A 17,146-nucleotide genomic window follows, 5' to 3' on the forward strand; every position below is an offset into this window, starting at 1 on the left:
TCACCGTCATGACCCTGGGGGGTTGGTGTGCCCAAACGATGACCACCACACGTCTGGCGGCGCTCGGCCATGAGGAGCCGACGCTGCTCCCGCTCGCCCAACGGCTGCTCGCCGTGGCCGAGTCGGGACTGCCCGCGATGCTCCTTCCCGGCGGCGAGAACTTCGCCTTCACGATGGCGGGGCAGGCTTCACCCGGCGGTTGGAGCCTGGAGCGGCGCGGCACCAGCACCCGGTACGCGGCCATCACCGCACTGGGCGTCCGGTTCCTCCCGGAGGACCGGCAGCGCGCGGTCCTCGCGGGGCGCACCGCCGAGGAGTTCACCGGTCTGCTGGTCGAGTCGCTGCCCGGGGTGACCAACCTCGGCGACGCGGCACTCATCGCCTGGGCGGCGGCCGAGACCGGCCACCCCAAGCTGTCCGACGCGCTCGCGCGGGTCGCGGAGCTGGACGACGACAGCCGGCCGCAGTACACCGTGGAGGCGGCCTGGGTGCTGTCCGCCCTTGCGGCGGCTCGCGGCGCGGTCGATGTGGAGAATCGTTTCAGCGCAGCTCGCGACCGCCTGCTGCGGGCCCGGATCGGTGACAGCCCGCTGTTCCCGCACGCCACCGGACCCGGCCTGGTGCCCTGGTACCGGGCCCATGTCAGCTGCTTCGCCGACCAGACGTACCCGCTCCAGGCCCTCGCCCGCGCCCATGCGAGCGGTGACGGGGACCCGGAGGCGCTGGCCGCCTCCGAGGCGTGCGCCGCGCGCATCTGCGAACTGCAGGGCGACGGCGGCCAGTGGTGGTGGCACTACGACGCCCGCACGGGCGGCGTCGTGGAGGGCTACCCGGTCTACAGCGTCCACCAGCATGCGATGGCGCCGACCGCCCTGTTCGACCTCGCGGACGCGGGCGGCACCGACTTCGGCGCGGCGATCCGCAAGGGCCTGCGCTGGATGACGGAGGTGCCCGAACTGGCCGCCGCCCCCGAAGGCCCGGAGGACATGATCCTCGACGAACTCGGCGTCACCTGGCGCAAGGTCTACCGGGGCGATCCGAAGAAGGCCGTCCGCGCCGCCCGCGGGGCCAGTACCCGCGTGGCCTCCGGCCTGCGGCTGAAGTCCCTGGACCGGGTGTTCCGTCCCGTCTCGGTGGACCGCGAATGCCGGCCGTACGAATTCGGCTGGATGCTCTTCGCCTGGCTCGGGGGCCGAATATGACCAAGTCTCAGAGCAAGCGGCAGACCCTGTTCGGGGTCGAGCTGGACCCGCTGACCATGGACGAGACCGTACAGCGCTGCCTCCAAGCGGTCCGGGACGGCGAGCAGTTGGAGATCGGGGTGGTCAACGCCGCGAAGATGGTGAACATGCGGCGGGACCCCCGGCTCGCCGAGGCGGTGTCCGGCTGCGACCTCGTCCTCGCCGACGGGCAGGCCGTGGTCTGGGCCGGCCGGGTGCTGCGCGCCCGGCTGCCGGAGCGGGTGGCCGGGATCGACCTGTTCATGCGGCTGCTGGCCGAGGCCGAATCGGCGGGCATATCCGTCTACTTCCTCGGCGCCAGGCAGGACGTACTGGATCAGATGCTGCTCCGGGTCGCGGACCGCTTCCCGGGCCTGAAGGTGGCCGGCAGCCGGAACGGCTACTTCGACGACACCGAGCAGGCAGCCGTCGCGGACGCGATCGGCGACAGCGGCGCTCAGTTGCTCTTCCTGGGCATGACCTCGCCCAAGAAGGAGATTTTCACCGCCGGTTACGGCACCCGCACCGGCGCCCGGGTCGTGCACGGCGTCGGCGGCTCCTTCGACATCCTGGCCGGCGTCACCCGGCGGGCCCCCGCGATCTGGCAGCGGCTGGGAGTCGAGTGGCTCTACCGCGCGCTGCAGGAGCCGCGCCGCCTGGGCCGGCGCTATCTCACCACCAATGCCGCCTTCCTCCTCATGACGGCACGGGAGCTCATCCGCCCCGCCCCGTCGCCCGCCGGTTCCGCGAACAGGAGCAACTGATGCGCGTCGTCGTGGTTGGACAGGGTTACGTCGGACTGCCGCTGGCCATCCGAGCCGCCGAGGTCGGCCATGAGGTGATCGGCTACGACGTGGACGCGCGGCGGGTCAAGAGCCTCGCCGCCGGGGAGTCCTTCGTCGAGGACGTCTCCTCGGAACGGATCCGCGCCGCGATGGACCGCGGCGCGTACCGCCCCAGCGACGCGGCCCGCGACTGCGGCGGCTTCGACGTCGCCGTGGTCACCGTGCCCACCCCGCTGCACGAGGGCACCCCCGACCTCAGCTACATCCGGGAGTCGGCGGTCACGCTGGCCCGCTACCTGCGCCCCGGGGCCACCGTCGTCCTGGAGTCGACCACCTACCCCGGCACCACCCAGGAGCTGTTCGCCCCGATCCTGGAGGACGGCTCCGGGCTCACCGCGGGCACAGACTTCCACCTGGGTTACAGCCCGGAGCGGATCGACCCGGGGAACGCCGTCTGGGGCTTCAAGGAGACCCCGAAGGTCGTCTCCGGCGTCAACGAGCCCTCGCTGAAGGCCGTACGGGACTTCTACGACGACCTCGTCGACACCACCGTGCCGGTGAGCTCCCCGAAGGAGGCCGAGCTCGCCAAGCTGCTGGAGAACACCTTCCGGCATGTGAACATCGCGCTGGTCAACGAGATCGCGATGTTCGCGCACCACCTGGACATCGACGTCTGGCAGGCCATCGAGGCCGCGTCCAGCAAGCCCTTCGGCTTCATGAAGTTCACCCCCGGACCGGGCGTCGGCGGCCACTGCCTGCCGATCGACCCGTCCTACCTGTCCTGGCGGGTGCAGCGCGAACTCGGCCAGAGCTTCCGCTTCGTGGAGCTCGCCAACGACATCAACAACCACATGCCCGAGTACGTGACCCGCCGCATCATCGACGCCTTCAACGAACGGCGCCGGTCGGTGAACGGCTCGCGTGTGCTGCTGCTCGGGCTGGCGTACAAGAAGAACACCGGCGACGCCCGCGAGTCCCCGGCCCTGCGCATCTCCCAGCTGCTGCTGGACATGGGGGCCCAGGTCAGGGCGGCGGACCCACATGTCGTGGAGAGCCTGCCGGTGGACGCCCGGCTGGTGCGGGTCGAGGTGACGGCCGAGGAGGTGGCGGCCGCCGATGTGGTCGTCCTGCTCACCGACCACGACGGCTTCGACTACGAACTCGTGGCCGAGCACGCCCCCTTCGTACTCGACTGCCGCCGACGGCTGTCCGGATCCAACATCGAGGTGCTCTGAGCCGTGTCCGCGTTGCGAGTCGTCTGTGTCGCCGGGGCGCGACCGAACTACATGAAGATCAAGCCGGTGATGGACGCTCTGGAGCGCCGGGGCGCCGAGGTGGTTCTCGTCCACACCGGCCAGCACTACGACCCGGCCATGAACGACGTGTTCTTCGCCGACCTGGGGATCCGGCCGCCCGACCGCTTCCTCGGGGTCGGCTCCGGCAGCCACGCCGAGCAGACCGGACGCGTGATGACGGCGTTCGAACCGCTGCTCGGCGAGGTGTCCCCGGACATCGTCGTAGTGGTCGGGGACATCAACTCCACCCTGGCCTGCGCGCTGGTCACCGCCAAGGCCGGGCCCCTGCTCGCCCATGTCGAGTCCGGCCTGCGCAGCCGCGACTGGAGCATGCCGGAGGAGGTCAACCGGGTCGCCACCGACCGGGTCAGCGACTACCTGCTGGCTCCCTCGCCCGACGCGGTCGAGAACCTGCGGGCGGAGGGGTACCGGGAGGACCAGATCCACCTGGTCGGCAACGTCATGATCGACACGCTGCTGGCCAACCTGGAACGGGCCAGGGCGTCGGCCATCCTGGAAGAATACGGCCTGGCCAAGGGCGAGTACGGCCTCGTCACCCTGCACCGGCCGGCCAACGTGGACGATCCCGAGGTCCTGGCCGGGCTGCTCAAGGCCCTGGGCGAGATCGCCGGCAACTGCCCGCTGCTGCTGCCCGTGCACCCGCGGGCGGCGGCGCGGCTGGCCGACATCGGGGTTCCCGGCGGCATCCGGCTCGTACCGCCCGCCGGATACCTGGACTTCATCGCCCTGCAGGACTCCGCCCGCATCGTGCTGACCGACTCGGGCGGCGTACAGGAGGAGACCACCGCGCTGGGCGTGCCGTGCGTGACGCTGCGGGACAACACCGAGCGGCCCATCACCGTCGAGCAGGGCACCAATGTGCTGGCCGGCCGGGATCCGGAGCGGATCGTGGCCACGGTGAACCGGGTGCTGGACGGCCCGCCCGCGCCGCGCCGGCCCGAGCTGTGGGACGGCCGGGCCAGCGAGCGGATCGCCGATGTGCTGCTGGAAGGAGGCACCGCGAGCACCAGGCCGAGACCGACCGACCTGACCACCGGCCGGACCGCTGACCAAACGCTCTTCGTATGATCCGGTTGCAACATATGCTCGACGAACATCGGGTCGCGAGGGGAAACCACCATGGATCTCGCTGAGATCTTCCGTGTCATGCGCAGGCGTTGGTATGTCCTGCTGCCGGGACTGCTGCTGACCGCCGGTCTGACGGTCGCCGTGGCCCTGGTGGTTCCGGTCACCTACCAGTCGCAGAGCACCGTGGTCCTGCTGAACTCCCAGAAGGCCACCCGTGCCTACGACGGCAACCCCTTCCTGAGCACGCAGACCTCGCTCACCGGCATGGCCGACAGCCTGGCCCGCAACCTCAACTCCGACGCCTCCATCCGAGCCCTCAAGTCCCGGGGCGCCACCGGGACCTTCGAGGCCAAGCTCGCCGACAACGCCCAGGGGCCGCTCATGTGGCTCACCGTGACCGGCACCGACGAGTCGTCCGTCCTGGCGTCCGACCGCATCCTCACGGCGTACGCCAAGGAGCGGCTGGAGGCCTTCCAGGAGCAGCAGTCGGTCGACAAGAACGCCATGATCCGGATGATGACCATCGTGGCCTCGCAGAACCCGGTGGCGCAGACCAAGACCCGGCTGGAGTACATGATCATGGCCGGTGGGCTGGGCTTCGTGCTCAGCATGGTCGCCACCTTCTACGTGGAGGCGCGCAAGCGGTCGCGCGGGCCCGCGCAGGAGCCGGAGCCCGACCCGGATCCGGAGCCGGCGGCGGAGCAGGAGGAAGAGTCCGCCGAGCCGGAGGAGGAAACGACCTTCCCCAGGCCCACGACCGAGGAATCGGTCGTGGAACAGACGCTCGCCATCCGGCGGCCGCCCAGCTGGTCGCGGTCCGCCGAGGCCGAGCCCAAGGTGCAGCGGTCCGTGGTGACCGCCCCGCCCGCAGAGCCGCTCGACGAGGAGTCGACTCATGGACACCGTCCGCGCACCGGTCAGCGAGACCGGTGAGACGAGCACCGGTGAGACGAGTGATGGTGAGACGAGTGATGGCACCGCCGCGCCGTCGTTCGGCCGCAAGGTACGGTCGGCGGCCCGCTGGAGCCTGATCAACACCGTCGTCATGCGCCTGGGCAACTTCGCCACCGGCATCCTGCTGGCGCGCTTCGCCCTCGGGCCGGCGGAATGGGGCGTCTATGGCATCGCCCAGACCGTGCTGCTGGTCCTGCTGTCCGCCAACGAACTGGGCGTCGGCCTGGCCATCGTCCGCTGGGACGGCGACCCCCGCCGCTTCGCGCCGACCGTGCTGACCCTCGGCGCCCTGTCCAGCGGCCTGCTGTACGTGGCGATCTTCCTGTCGGCGCCCACGGTGGCCGGGCTGCTCGGCTCACCGGACGCCGCCGGCGTACTGCGCGTGATGTGCCTGTGCGTGGTGATCGACGGGGTGGCGCAGGTGCCCGCCGGCTTCCTCACCCGGGAGTTCGCCCAGGGCAAGCGGATGGTCATCGACGCGCTCAACTTCGTACTCAGCACCACGGTGACCCTGGTGCTCGCCTTCGAGGGCTGGGGCGCGATGAGCTTCGCGTGGGGCGCGGTGGCGGGCAACATCGCCGCGCTGATCGGCTGTGCCGTGGCCGCCCCGGGCACCCTGAAATTCGGCTGGGACCGCGAACAGGCCCGTGCGCTGCTGAAGTTCGGGCTCCCGCTGGCGGGCGCGAGCCTGCTGGCCCTGGCGGTGGTCAACGTGGACACCATGGTCGTCGGCTCCACCCTCGGCCAGGTCTCGCTGGGCTTCTACGTCCTGGCCTTCAACATGTCCGGCTGGCCCGTACGCATCATCTCCGAGGCCGCCCGCCGGGTCTCCTTCGCCGGCTTCTCCCGTCTGGCCGGCTCACCGCAGGCCCTCGCCCAGGGGTTCAGCCGCGCCCTCGGCGTGCTGATCACCGGCACCGTGCCTCTGTGCGTCCTGCTGGCGGGCCTGGCCGGGCCGGTCGTCGAGCTGGTGTACGGGAGCCAGTGGCTGCCCGCCGCCAAGGCGCTGCCCTGGCTGATGGCGCTGGGCCTGGTCCGGATCGGCTGCGAGCTGGCCTACGACTGCCTGGTCGCCACCGGACAGCGCCGGTCGCTCTTCGGCGTCCAGGGCCTGTGGCTGGTCGCGCTGATCCCCGTACTCGTCGTCGCCGCCCGCACCCACGGCATCGTCGGGGTCTCGCAGGGCCACGTCCTGGTCGCCGTCGGCCTTGTCGTGCCCGCCTTCCTGTTCGCCCTCGGCCGGGCCGGGATCAGCCTCCGCTCGATCGCCCGGGCCTGCGCCTGGCCCTTCTTCGGAGGAGCCGTCATGGCCCTGGTCATCCTCGGCGGCCGGCCGCTCGTCGGCGGCGGTGTCCTCGCCCTGTTCGCTGCCGGCGCGGTCGCGCTGGCCTGCTACGTGGTCTGCGTACTGCCCAGCCGCGGCTTCCTGCTCGGCTCCCGAGGAGGGGACACGGCATGACAAGGCTCCGGGCTTTACTCGCCGCCCTGGCGCTCACCCTGGCCCTCGGCGCCACCGCCTGTTCCGGCAGCGGCGACCCCTCCTACCCGCCCTGCCCGGACGCCGCCCTGACCTGCCCGCAGGGGGGCGGCCAGTCCTCCTGGGCCTCTCCGGCCCCCCTGGCCTCTCCCACCTCACGTGGCCCCGGCTCCCCGGCCGCCCAGGGCATGGGGGGCTCCGCCGGCCCCGGCACCTCCCCGTCGTCGAGCCGCTCCGCCACGGCCACCGCGGCCGCCCAGGCGGCGGGCTTCCCCGACGCCCGTACCACCGGCCCCCGCATCCCCCTGACGCCGCACAACACCGGGGCCATGAGCGTCAAGACCAACGGCACCGTCATCAGGGGCTGGGACATCACCGGCTCGCTCGACATCTACGCCAACAACGTGACCATCGTCGACACGAAGATCACCTCGACCAACTGGTGGGGCATCAACCTGCGCCCCGGATACAGCGGGCTGCGGGTCATCCACAGCACCATCACCGCCATCCCGGGCAAGGGCCCCGACAACGGCGGCGAGGACTACGCGGTCTCCAACAGCGGCGACAGCTCGATCGAGGTCGGCTGGAGCGACATCTCGGTCTTCGGCAACGCCCTGTCCATGGGCCAGGGCAACATCCACGACAACTACGTCCACGACCTCGTCGCCTTCCGCAACGCCGGCGGCGAGTGGCAGCACGTCGACGCGGTGATCAGCGGCGGCGGCAGCACGGGCAAGCTGACCATCCGCCACAACACCCTCCTCAACCCGGTCGCCGTGGACCGGGGCGCCTCCGCGAGCATCGGGCTGTTCTCCGACACCGGCACCGTCACCAACACCGTCATCGACGGCAACCTGCTGGCCGGCGGCGCGTACGCCCTCTACGGCGGCGGCGACGGCGCCACCGGCATCAAGGTCACCAACAACGTCTTCTCGACCCAGTTCCACCGCAACAGCGGCGTCTACGGAGCCGTCACCGCCTGGAACGAAGGCGGCGCCGGCAACGTCTGGACCAACAACCGCATGGCCAACGGCACCGCGATCACCCCCAAACCGGCCGGCTGAGGGCTGAGGAACACCATGATCCGACGCATCGCCCGAGCCCCCTGGGAGCTCCTCAAGCGGGCCTTCGGCTGGCTCGTCCTCTTCGAGCTGAGGAACAAGGTCCTCCTGGCGCCCTCAGCCGTGAGTCTGCGCCGCTTCGAGACCGCCGAGGCCGCCCGCCTCGCCGCCGTCCCGATCCCCGCCGCCCTCGTCGCCACGGTGATAGCCACCCACCGCCGCCCCGACGCCCTGCGCGCGGCCGTCCGCTCCGCCCTCGCCCAGACCGTACGCGACCAGATCGTCATCGTCGTCGACGACGGCGCCGGTCTCCCCGAACTGCCCGACGACCCACGGCTGTTCGCCGTCTCGCTGGCGCACAACACCGGCGTGGCCGGCCTCGTGCGCAACGTCGGAATCCGGCTGACCCGCTCGCGCTACGTCGCCTTCCTCGACGACGACAACCTCTGGGAACCCGACCACCTCGAACAGGCCCTCGCGGTCCTGGAGGCCCCCCAGGGGCCCGACGGCGTCTACACGGCCCTGCGCCGCGTCCTGCCCGACGGGACCGAGCGGGACATCCTGTCGGTCCCCTTCGACCGGCGCCGGGCCGCCCGGGAAGCCTTCCTGGACACCAACGCGTTCGTCGCGCGCCGCGACCGGTCCCTGCACTTCAGCCGCCTGCGCCGGACGCCGGAGGTGCTTCCGCGCGAGGACTGGGAGCTTGTGTACCGCTACAGCCGCGCCCACGACGTGCGGCACGTACCGCACCCCACCGTCCGGTACCTGGTGAACCCGGCGAGCTTCTACACGACCTGGGGACCCGCCGAATCCACCGGCTGACCTGCGGTAACGCAGTCGATCAGGAATCGAGAAGCGAGGTCGGCGAGCCGCGGCTAGCGTGACGGTCATGGGCATCACCACCCGGTGTGACCCCCGACTTCAGGAGTGACCATGGCTGTCAAGACCGTGCTGCATCCCGTGTCCGACCTGGCGAAGGCCAAGGCGGTGTACGGCGCCCTGCTCGGCGTACCGCCGCAGACCGACGAGCCCTACTACGTCGGCTTCGAGGCCGACGGCCAGCACATCGGGCTGGTGCCGGGCGGCGGACCGCAGGCCATGACCTCACCGGTGGCCTACTGGCACGTGCCGGACATCGAGGCGAAGCTGGCCGAGGTGACCGCCGCGGGTGCCACCGTGAAGGAACCCGTGCACGACGTCGGCGGCGGCCGCCTGGTGGCCACCGTCACCGACCCCGACGGCAATGTCCTCGGACTGCTCCAGGACCGATGAGCGCCAGCCCGACAGACGGAGACATGATCAGCATGGCCACGAAGACGCACGCCGCCGACATCCACGATCTGATCCGCGTGCACGGCGCCCGCGAGAACAATCTCAAGGACGTCAGCATCGAGATCCCGAAGCGTCGGCTGACGGTGTTCACCGGTGTCTCCGGCTCGGGCAAGAGCTCGCTCGTGTTCGACACGATCGCCGCGGAGTCGCAGCGGCTGATCAACGAGACGTACAGCGCCTTCGTGCAGGGCTTCATGCCGACCCTGGCGCGGCCCGAGGTCGACGTCCTCGACGGGCTGACGACCGCGATCATCGTCGACCAGCAGCGGCTGGGCGCCGATCCCCGCTCCACGGTCGGCACCGCCACCGACGCCAACGCGATGCTGCGCATCCTCTTCAGCCGGCTCGGCAAGCCGCACATCGGCTCGCCCAAGGCGTTCTCCTTCAACGTCGCCTCGATCAGCGGGGCGGGCGCGGTCACCATGGAGCGCGGCGGACAGAAGGTGAAGGAGCGCCGCAGCTTCAGGATCACCGGCGGCATGTGTCCGCGCTGCGAGGGCCGGGGCGCGGTCACCGATCTCGACCTCACCCAGCTCTTCGACGACTCCAAGTCGCTCTCCGAGGGCGCGATCACCGTCCCCGGTTACACGGGCGGCGGCTGGAACTCACGGCTCTACAGCGAGTCGGGCTTCTTCGCCCCGGACAAGCCGATCAGCAAATTCACCAAGAAAGAGCTGCACGACTTCCTCCACCGCGAGCCGACCCGGATGAAGATCGCGGGCATCAACATGACCTACGAGGGGCTGATCCCGCGCATCCAGAAGTCGATGCTCGCCAAGGACCGGGAGGGCATGCAGCCGCACATCCGGGAGTTCGTGGACCGGGCGGTCACCTTCACCACCTGCCCCGAGTGCGACGGCACCCGGCTCAACGAGGGGGCCCGGTCGTCGAAGATCAAGCGGATCAGCATCGCCGACGCCTGCGCGATGCAGATCAGCGACCTGGCCGAGTGGGTCCGCGGTCTCGACGAGCCGTCGGTGGCGCCGCTGCTGGTGTCGCTGGTGGACACCCTCGACTCGTTCGTGGAGATCGGCCTCGGCTACCTCTCGCTCAACCGGCCCTCGGGCACGCTGTCGGGCGGCGAGGCGCAGCGCGTCAAGATGATCCGCCACCTCGGCTCCTCGCTCACCGACGTCACCTACGTCTTCGACGAGCCCACCATCGGCCTGCACCCCCATGACATCCAGCGGATGAACGACCTGCTGCTTCGGCTGCGGGACAAGGGCAACACGGTGCTCGTCGTGGAGCACAAGCCGGAGACGATCGCGATCGCCGACCACGTCGTCGACCTCGGCCCCGGCGCCGGCACGGCGGGCGGCACCGTCTGCTTCGAGGGCACCGTCGAGGGGCTGCGGACCGGCGGCACCATCACCGGCCGCCACTTCGACGACCGGGCCAAGCTCAAGGAGGCGGTGCGCAAGCCCACCGGCACGCTGGAGATCCGCGGCGCCACGACGCACAACCTTCAGGGCGTGGACGTCGACATCCCGCTCGGGGTGCTCGCCGTCGTCACCGGCGTCGCGGGCTCCGGCAAGAGCTCGCTCGTACACGGCTCGATCCCGGTCGGCGGGGGCGTGGTGTCGGTCGACCAGGGCGCGATCCGCGGCTCGCGACGGAGCAACCCGGCGACGTACACCGGACTGCTGGAGCCGATCCGCAAGGCGTTCGCCAAGGCCAACGGCGTGAAGCCGGCCCTGTTCAGTGCCAACTCCGAGGGCGCCTGCCCCACCTGCAACGGTGCCGGTGTCATCTACACCGACCTGGCGATGATGGCCGGCGTCGCCACCACCTGCGAGGAGTGCGAGGGGAAGCGGTTCGACGCGTCGGTGCTGGAGTACCACTTCGGCGGCCGCGACATCAGCGAGGTGCTGGCGATGCCGGTGACCGAGGCCGAGGAGTTCTTCGGCACCGGCGAGGCGCACACGCCGGCCGCGCACCGCATCCTCGGCCGCCTCGCCGACGTCGGGCTCGGCTACCTCAGCCTCGGCCAGCCGCTCACCACGCTGTCCGGCGGCGAGCGGCAGCGGCTCAAGCTGGCCACCCACATGACCGAGAAGGGTGGTGTCTACGTCCTCGACGAGCCGACCGCCGGCCTCCACCTCGCCGACGTCGAGCAGCTGCTCGGCCTGCTCGACCGGCTCGTCGACTCCGGCAAGTCGGTCATCGTCGTCGAGCACCACCAGGCGGTCATGGCCCACGCCGACTGGATCATCGACCTCGGCCCCGGCGCCGGCCACGACGGCGGCCGGATCGTCTTCGAGGGCACCCCCGCGGACCTCGTCGCCGCCCGCGCCACCCTCACCGGCGAGCACCTTGCCGCCTACGTCGGCGGCTAGGGCCTGTCCGGCGGATCTCCTTGGCGTCGCGTGCCCTGGCACCAGCGCTCGCGGCGTTGCCGAAACGCCCACAGGAAACCACCCTGCGGGCGCTCCGGCGCCTTGCGATCGCAGGCACCAGACCCCGCTCCTTCCCCCACGGAGATCCACCGGACAGGCCCTAGAGCGGTGCTGATTTTCAGCCCGTCCGGCGATTGAGGACGGAACCGGTCACCGGACGGACCCGGCGAACCACTCCGGTCACGCGGGAGTGGACGAGTGGGGAGTCGACTCGGGACAATACGGATGTGCAAACCGACCGCCCGACACCCGAGGAAGCCGCGCTCCAGCAGCGCCGGCGCGACCTCGCGCGGCTGCGCCGGGTCCGCGACCGGATCGACCGGGAGTACGCGCAGCCGCTGGACGTCGAGGCGCTCGCCCGCGGCGCGCACATGTCGGCCGGGCACCTCAGCCGCGAGTTCCGGGCCGCGTACGGCGAGTCGCCGTACAGCTACCTCAGACGCGGCGCATCGAACGCGCGATGACGCTGCTGCGCCGTGGCGACAGGAGCGTCACCGAGGTCTGCTTCGCGGTCGGCTGCTCATCGCTGGGCACCTTCAGTACCCGCTTCACCGAGCTGGTCGGTGTGCCGCCCAGCACCTACCGGCGCGATGCGGCCGCCGCGATGGCGGGGATGCCGTCGTGTGTGGCGAAACAGGTGACCAGACCGGTGAGGAACCGGGAAGCGCCGCCAGCGGGCCGCGACTAGCGCGGTGACTGCGTACGTTCGACGGGTTGCGCAGCCGCTGGCTGCGCTTTGTCCTCAATCGCCGGACGGGCTGAATTCAGCCGCAGCAGCGCTCCCGCTGCCGCGCGGCTGGCCGGACGGCCGAGCGCGGCGCGTGAGGCCTCGCGCAGAAGAACGGCACCCCGGAAGAGGGCGGTGGCGACGGGCCCGTGCCGGCGCCCGTACAGGCGGACGCGGTTGACGGTGAGCAAGGTCCAGAGCCGGGGCGAGACGCGGGACTCGCCGCCGAGGTGGACGGCCTCGGCGGCGGGCTCAAGGCGGGTGGCGTAGCCGAGATCGCGGGCGCGCAGGCAGTACTCGGTCTCCTCGGAGTAGAGGAAGAAGGACTCGTCCCAGGGGCCGCAGGCGGCCAGGCAGTCCGCCGACAGGGCCATCAGTGCGCCGGTCGCCCAGTCGGCACGCGTCGGCCGCTCGTACGCGGCGGGGTCGGTGACGAGTTCGCTCAGGCGCGGGAACCGTCCGGCGCGGCGGTTGCCGATGACGGCTTCGCCGAGGGCCCGGGAGACGCTGGACTCGCGGCGCAGGGAGTGAAGGGGCGCGTCCCGGCCGTCCTCGTACAGGAGGGGGACGCTGATGCCCACCCCGTCGCCGAGCCCGTCGACGAGCCGCTTCGCGCAGCCCTGCCGCATGCGGATGTCGGGGTTGCAGACCAGGACCGCCGAGTACCCGCCGTCCGCTTCACCGGCGGCGCCGAGGGCCGCGTTGACGCCGGCGGCGTACCCCGCGTTGCGGCCTGTCCGGACGACCGTGGCGTCGGGAGCGAGCTCCCGCAGGACGGCGACGGTGTCGTCGGCGGAGTCGTTGTCGGCGACGACGAGCCGCCAGTCGAGGCCGGACATGCCGTCGGGGAGGGAGGCGAGGAACCCGGGGAGGACGGAGGCGCTGTTCCAGGTGACGACGAGGACGGCGACGGGGCCGGCGGCGGGGCTCATCGGGAGGACTCCACGAGTTGGGGGAGTGGGGGTTCGGCTCTCTGCGAAGAAGGAGCGGCCGGGGCGGCGGCCTCGCGCCGGATGAAGCCCAGGTAGCTGCCTCCCGCGCCGAGGGTCAGGAAGAACATGCCGGCGAACATCGGGAAGCTGAGGGAGTCGAAGGTGGCGCTGATGACCAGGGCGACCAGCGAGGAGGCGAAGAAGGCCTGCCCCAGCTCGCGGTCGGACTCGGTGCGGGCGAGGCGCCGGATGGAGCCTCCCTGGTGGATGCCGGTGATGAAGAGGGTGAACAGGGCGATCAGCCCCAGCAGGCCCATCTCGGCCAGGGTCAGCATGTACTGGTTGTCGGTGAAGAAGTACAGGTCTGGCGTGAAGGTGCCGAATCCCCGCCCGAACAGCGGCCGTTCCTCCAGGTAGGGGACGATCGCGCTGTACTTGACCGTACGGGCCTGGGTGCTGCTGTCGGAGTTGTTGATGAAGGTCGCGAACAGGGTCGTGATGGTGCCGATCAGCCCGGGGATGATCACCTTGAAGCCGGCCACGGACGCCGTCATGAGCCCGAGCGCGGCCCAGCGCCGCTGCGGCTTCCAGCGGGGCACCATCACCAGGGCGATCAGCAGCATGCCGATGATGGAGGTCCGCGACACCGTCAGCGGCAGCGCGCCGGCCATGATCAGCACCGGCCCCCAGCGGCGTACGACGTGGAGGTGGCGGCGTACCGGGTCGAAGGCCTGCTGGATGGCGAAGGGCACCAGGATCGCCAGCATCCCGCCGAACTCCAGCGGCTGGGCGGTGGTGGACCGGGGCCGGGTGAAGGAGCCGCGGTCCATGGCGGTGACCTGGGCGACGCTGGTCTGGAGGCCGGGGATGTGGATGGAGTCGGCGATGTTGGTGGCCGAGAAGAAGTCGTAGTAGCCGATGGCGGCCACGATCGTCCCCATCACGACGACCCGGCGCATCAGTACGTCGAGGCGGTCGCGCTCCTGGATGCCGGCCGAGGTCAGCACCACCAGCGACACCCACACCATGAATCCGATGAGGCCCCGGTCGGCCCCGAGGACCTCCTGGTGCGAGCTCTCCCGGGACGCGTCCGCGATGTACGCCATCAGGACGGCCACGGCCAGTACGCACATCGCCACCCGCACGAGCCGGGTGCCCGGGGCAGGAAGGATGCGGCCGCCGAGCCAGGTCGCGAGGTACCACAACAGCCCCAGCAGGGCGAAGACATTGGCCGGGGTGCCGACGCCGCCCAGCGCGGGCAGGGCGAGGTTGGAGGGGATGAAGAAGGCGAGTACGAGATAGACGGTGAGGATCGCGGTGGCGTCCACCCGCCGGCTCAGCAGGCGCCTGCGGACCGGCACCGGCTTCGGGGGCCTGGCGTCCGGTACTTCCTGCGGCCGCTGCGCCAGGCTCGTCGTCCCGGCGCGCCCCCGCTTGCGGACCACCGCGACGCCCTCGAGCAGGATGGACAGCATGAACGCGCTGACCACGCCCAGGATGACGACCGCCGCGATGTCCTGGTAGCGGGTCTTCGACTTCGACACCGGCGTCTGCGGCAGCACGACGGGCGCGGTCTGCACGAAGTAGACCTGCGGGACCTTCGCGGCGGCCTGCAGGGCCTTCAGCTGCTCACCGGCGAAGTCGGTCAGGGTGTTGGTCTCCTTGAGCACCTTCGCCCGGTCGGTTCCGGTGACGCTGAGGGAGACCAGCGGGCTGTCGCTGTTCGACGCGAAACCGGCCGTGTACTGGTCCGTCATGCCGCGGCCGTGCAACTCCTTGGCCGCGTCGCTCGATTCGAGGGTCCTGATCAGCACATCGGCCGTGACGACCAGTGAACCGCCCGCGTTCGAGATGGGATTGCCGAAGGTCGGGGCCAGCTGCGCGACGGCCCTGGAGTCCAGCAGCGCGACCGAGCTCTGCGACTGGTAGGAGACGGGCACGGTCACGTACAGATAGGCCCCGCAGAGCACACTGAGCAGGGTGAAGGGCACCATGAAGTACCAACGCCTGCGCAAGATGGCCAATATCTCGCCAATGCTCACAAAACCTCCCCGCATCTGGTGGCGGCCCGCCGCGCGTCCTGCCAGTATCGGTGCTGACGGAAGGAAGTCCTGTGTCGCCTGGGAACGTCGCCGACGCTCTGATCCGCCGCTGGTACGTCGTGGTGGTCGCGCTGCTGCTGACGGCCGTCGGCGGCTACCACGTCTACCGCCCCGCTCCCCAGTACACCGGCTCCGCCGTGGTCGTCCTCAAGCCGCCGGTGACGGGTAACCAGCCCAACCAGCTTGCCAATCTGCAGCCGCCGCTCGCCGTGGTCTCCTACGCGGTCATCCAGCAGCTGGAATCGCCCGCCGGGCAGAAGGAGTTGAGCGCCGCAGGCGTGCACGGGACCTACCATCTCGTCCCGCGCAACAGCGGCACCAGCGCCACGCCCCGCTATCTGATCCCCTCGCTGCAGGTGCAGTCGCAGGCCTCCGACCCCGACGCGGCCGAAACCGCGGTGCGCCGGATCATCGAGGTCTACACCCAGCACGTCGAGGCCCTGCAGACGGCCCAGGGGGTCCCCTCCGCGGCGCGGATCACGCCGACCGTGCTGGTCGCCCCGAGCGCGGCCAAGGTGCTGGGCACCAAGAGCCGGGCGCTGGCGGGGGCCGCCATGCTGGGCGGGGCCGGCGGCATCATCGGCGCGCTGTGGTTCGACCAGTACGCGCTGCGCCGCAGGACGAAGAACTCCCAGGGCCCACGCCGCCACGCCGGCCGGATCCCGGTGGCGGGCTGAGCTTCGCGCATCGAGCGTGGACATCAGATACCGCGGCGCTTCCACGACTGCCACCACAGCCATTCCCGCCCGCGATCGGCCACGGCCGACCACACCAGCGGCTGGAGGTACGGCATCAGCCCGGCGCCGACGCGCTGCCGCCGGTACAGCGCCTGGTACTCGGGAAGGCCGGTGAAGCCGGGACGGCACTCGGCGGCGAAGGCGACCAGATCGTCGACCGGGACGACGTCCGTGCGCCCGCGGTCGTAGGCGCGGTACGCGCGCCGCAGTGCGAAGCGGGCGAGCCGGGTGTGCACCATGTCGGCCAGCCGTTCGGCCTGCGGCAGCCGGTCGGCGCACTTGTCGAGGACTGAGTCGAAGGCGACGAGGCGCTGGCGCAGGTCGTCGAGCTGGCCGCCGAAGTCCGTGGTGGACATGTTCTTGCCGTGGACGCGGTAGTAGGCCTGGTCGGCGCCGCGTATGTAGCCGACGTCGGCGTGGGCGGCGAGCCGCATCCACATCTCGATGTCGCCGGCGTGGGGGAGCGCGGGGTCGTAGCCGCCCACCTGGCGCTGCAGGCTGGTCCGGACGACGACCTCGGGTGAGGTGATGCACCCTGTGGCCTCGCGGAAGCGCCGCTCCAGCCACCACTGCCCGGGATAGACGACCGAGCCGGTGCTGTGCGTACGGGCCTTGGGCAGCGGCCCGCCGTGCTGGAAGCGCAGCGGGCGGCCGTAGGCGAACCCGGCCTCCGGGTGGGCGTCCAGGAGGGCGGCGGCGCGCACCAGGGCGCCGGGGACCAGCCGGTCGTCGGCGGAGAGCAGGGCCACGTAGTCGCCGTCGGCCCATTCCAGCAGGCCTTCGTTGTAGGTGGCGATGTGGCCCTTGTTGGTCTTGTGGACGCGGACCTCGATCCGGGAGTCGGCGGCCGCGAGCTTGTGCGCGGTCTCCGCCGAGTCGTCGGGCGAGGCGTCGTCGATGATCAGTACGCGGACGTCAACGCCGTCCTGCTCGTCCAGGACGCTGCTCACGCAGTCGGCGAGGAAATGGCCGTACTTGTAGCAGGGAATCACGACACTGACGGTGCTCATGGGTCGGTAAGCCAATCCCCGGTGGTGGC

General features: G+C 70.9%; 14 protein-coding genes and 1 pseudogene. 12 read left to right on the plus strand and 3 right to left on the minus strand.

Annotation, left to right across the window (positions count from 1 at the left end):
- Positions 1 to 38 precede the first annotated feature (38 nt).
- The 11 genes and pseudogenes from OG607_RS33380 (at position 39) to OG607_RS33430 (ending at position 12,297) form a co-directional block, all read left to right on the plus strand.
- Positions 39 to 1,202 (plus strand): hypothetical protein, encoded by a 1,164-nt coding sequence (locus OG607_RS33380; RefSeq protein ID WP_405731318.1) that lies wholly within the window; start codon positions 39 to 41, stop codon positions 1,200 to 1,202.
- Positions 1,199 to 1,984, plus strand: coding sequence for a WecB/TagA/CpsF family glycosyltransferase (locus OG607_RS33385; RefSeq protein ID WP_405731320.1), 786 nt, complete (start codon positions 1,199 to 1,201; stop codon positions 1,982 to 1,984). Before OG607_RS33380 ends, OG607_RS33385 begins: the two co-directional genes overlap by 4 nt.
- Positions 1,984 to 3,240 carry a nucleotide sugar dehydrogenase gene (locus tag OG607_RS33390; protein WP_405731322.1) on the plus strand — a complete coding sequence of 419 codons (1,257 nt, stop codon included), beginning with the start codon at positions 1,984 to 1,986 and terminating at the stop codon, positions 3,238 to 3,240. The genes OG607_RS33385 and OG607_RS33390 overlap by 1 nt, the downstream gene beginning before the upstream one ends.
- A gap of 3 nt (positions 3,241 to 3,243) precedes the next feature.
- Entirely contained in the window at positions 3,244 to 4,389 is a 1,146-nt protein-coding gene (wecB, locus tag OG607_RS33395; RefSeq protein WP_405731324.1) for a non-hydrolyzing UDP-N-acetylglucosamine 2-epimerase, read from the plus strand.
- A gap of 51 nt (positions 4,390 to 4,440) precedes the next feature.
- Positions 4,441 to 5,322: a Wzz/FepE/Etk N-terminal domain-containing protein gene (locus OG607_RS33400; RefSeq protein ID WP_405731326.1), complete on the plus strand. Its 882-nt coding sequence runs from the start codon at positions 4,441 to 4,443 to the stop codon at positions 5,320 to 5,322.
- Positions 5,285 to 6,802, plus strand: a complete 1,518-nt coding sequence (locus tag OG607_RS33405; protein WP_405731328.1) for an oligosaccharide flippase family protein — start codon at positions 5,285 to 5,287, stop codon at positions 6,800 to 6,802. The genes OG607_RS33400 and OG607_RS33405 overlap by 38 nt, the downstream gene beginning before the upstream one ends.
- Complete coding sequence (locus tag OG607_RS33410) at positions 6,799 to 7,884, plus strand: hypothetical protein (RefSeq protein WP_405731329.1); 1,086 nt, start codon at positions 6,799 to 6,801, stop codon at positions 7,882 to 7,884. The genes OG607_RS33405 and OG607_RS33410 overlap by 4 nt, the downstream gene beginning before the upstream one ends.
- A 15-nt stretch (positions 7,885 to 7,899) precedes the next feature.
- On the plus strand, positions 7,900 to 8,703 hold the full coding sequence (locus OG607_RS33415; protein ID WP_405731331.1) for a glycosyltransferase family 2 protein: 804 nt from the start codon (positions 7,900 to 7,902) through the stop codon (positions 8,701 to 8,703).
- 111 nt (positions 8,704 to 8,814) lie between these two features.
- Positions 8,815 to 9,153 carry a VOC family protein gene (locus OG607_RS33420; RefSeq protein WP_405731332.1) on the plus strand — a complete coding sequence of 113 codons (339 nt, stop codon included), beginning with the start codon at positions 8,815 to 8,817 and terminating at the stop codon, positions 9,151 to 9,153.
- Positions 9,150 to 11,549, plus strand: coding sequence for an ATP-binding cassette domain-containing protein (locus OG607_RS33425; RefSeq protein ID WP_405731334.1), 2,400 nt, complete (start codon positions 9,150 to 9,152; stop codon positions 11,547 to 11,549). The genes OG607_RS33420 and OG607_RS33425 overlap by 4 nt, the downstream gene beginning before the upstream one ends.
- A gap of 287 nt (positions 11,550 to 11,836) precedes the next feature.
- A pseudogene (locus OG607_RS33430) lies at positions 11,837 to 12,297 on the plus strand (helix-turn-helix transcriptional regulator).
- Here OG607_RS33430 and OG607_RS33435 read toward each other — a convergent pair.
- Both OG607_RS33435 and OG607_RS33440 read right to left on the minus strand, forming a co-directional pair.
- Complete coding sequence (locus OG607_RS33435; RefSeq protein ID WP_405731335.1) at positions 12,294 to 13,268, minus strand: glycosyltransferase family 2 protein; 975 nt, start codon at positions 13,266 to 13,268, stop codon at positions 12,294 to 12,296. The pseudogene OG607_RS33430 and the gene OG607_RS33435 overlap by 4 nt on opposite strands.
- A complete protein-coding gene (locus OG607_RS33440) occupies positions 13,265 to 15,283 on the minus strand; it encodes an O-antigen ligase family protein (protein WP_405731336.1) in 2,019 nt (672 codons plus the stop codon). The genes OG607_RS33435 and OG607_RS33440 overlap by 4 nt, the downstream gene beginning before the upstream one ends.
- A gap of 98 nt (positions 15,284 to 15,381) precedes the next feature.
- On the opposite strand from OG607_RS33440, the gene OG607_RS33445 reads away from it, so the two are divergent.
- Positions 15,382 to 16,047, plus strand: a complete 666-nt coding sequence (locus OG607_RS33445; protein WP_405731338.1) for a hypothetical protein — start codon at positions 15,382 to 15,384, stop codon at positions 16,045 to 16,047.
- A 23-nt stretch (positions 16,048 to 16,070) separates the two neighbouring features.
- Here the strand turns inward: OG607_RS33445 and OG607_RS33450 are convergent, their stop codons facing one another.
- Positions 16,071 to 17,117 carry a glycosyltransferase family 2 protein gene (locus tag OG607_RS33450; protein WP_405731340.1) on the minus strand — a complete coding sequence of 349 codons (1,047 nt, stop codon included), beginning with the start codon at positions 17,115 to 17,117 and terminating at the stop codon, positions 16,071 to 16,073.
- Positions 17,118 to 17,146: the final 29 nt, after the last annotated feature.

The organism is Streptomyces sp. NBC_01537, from assembly GCF_045040445.1.
GTDB lineage: Bacteria > Actinomycetota > Actinomycetes > Streptomycetales > Streptomycetaceae > Actinacidiphila.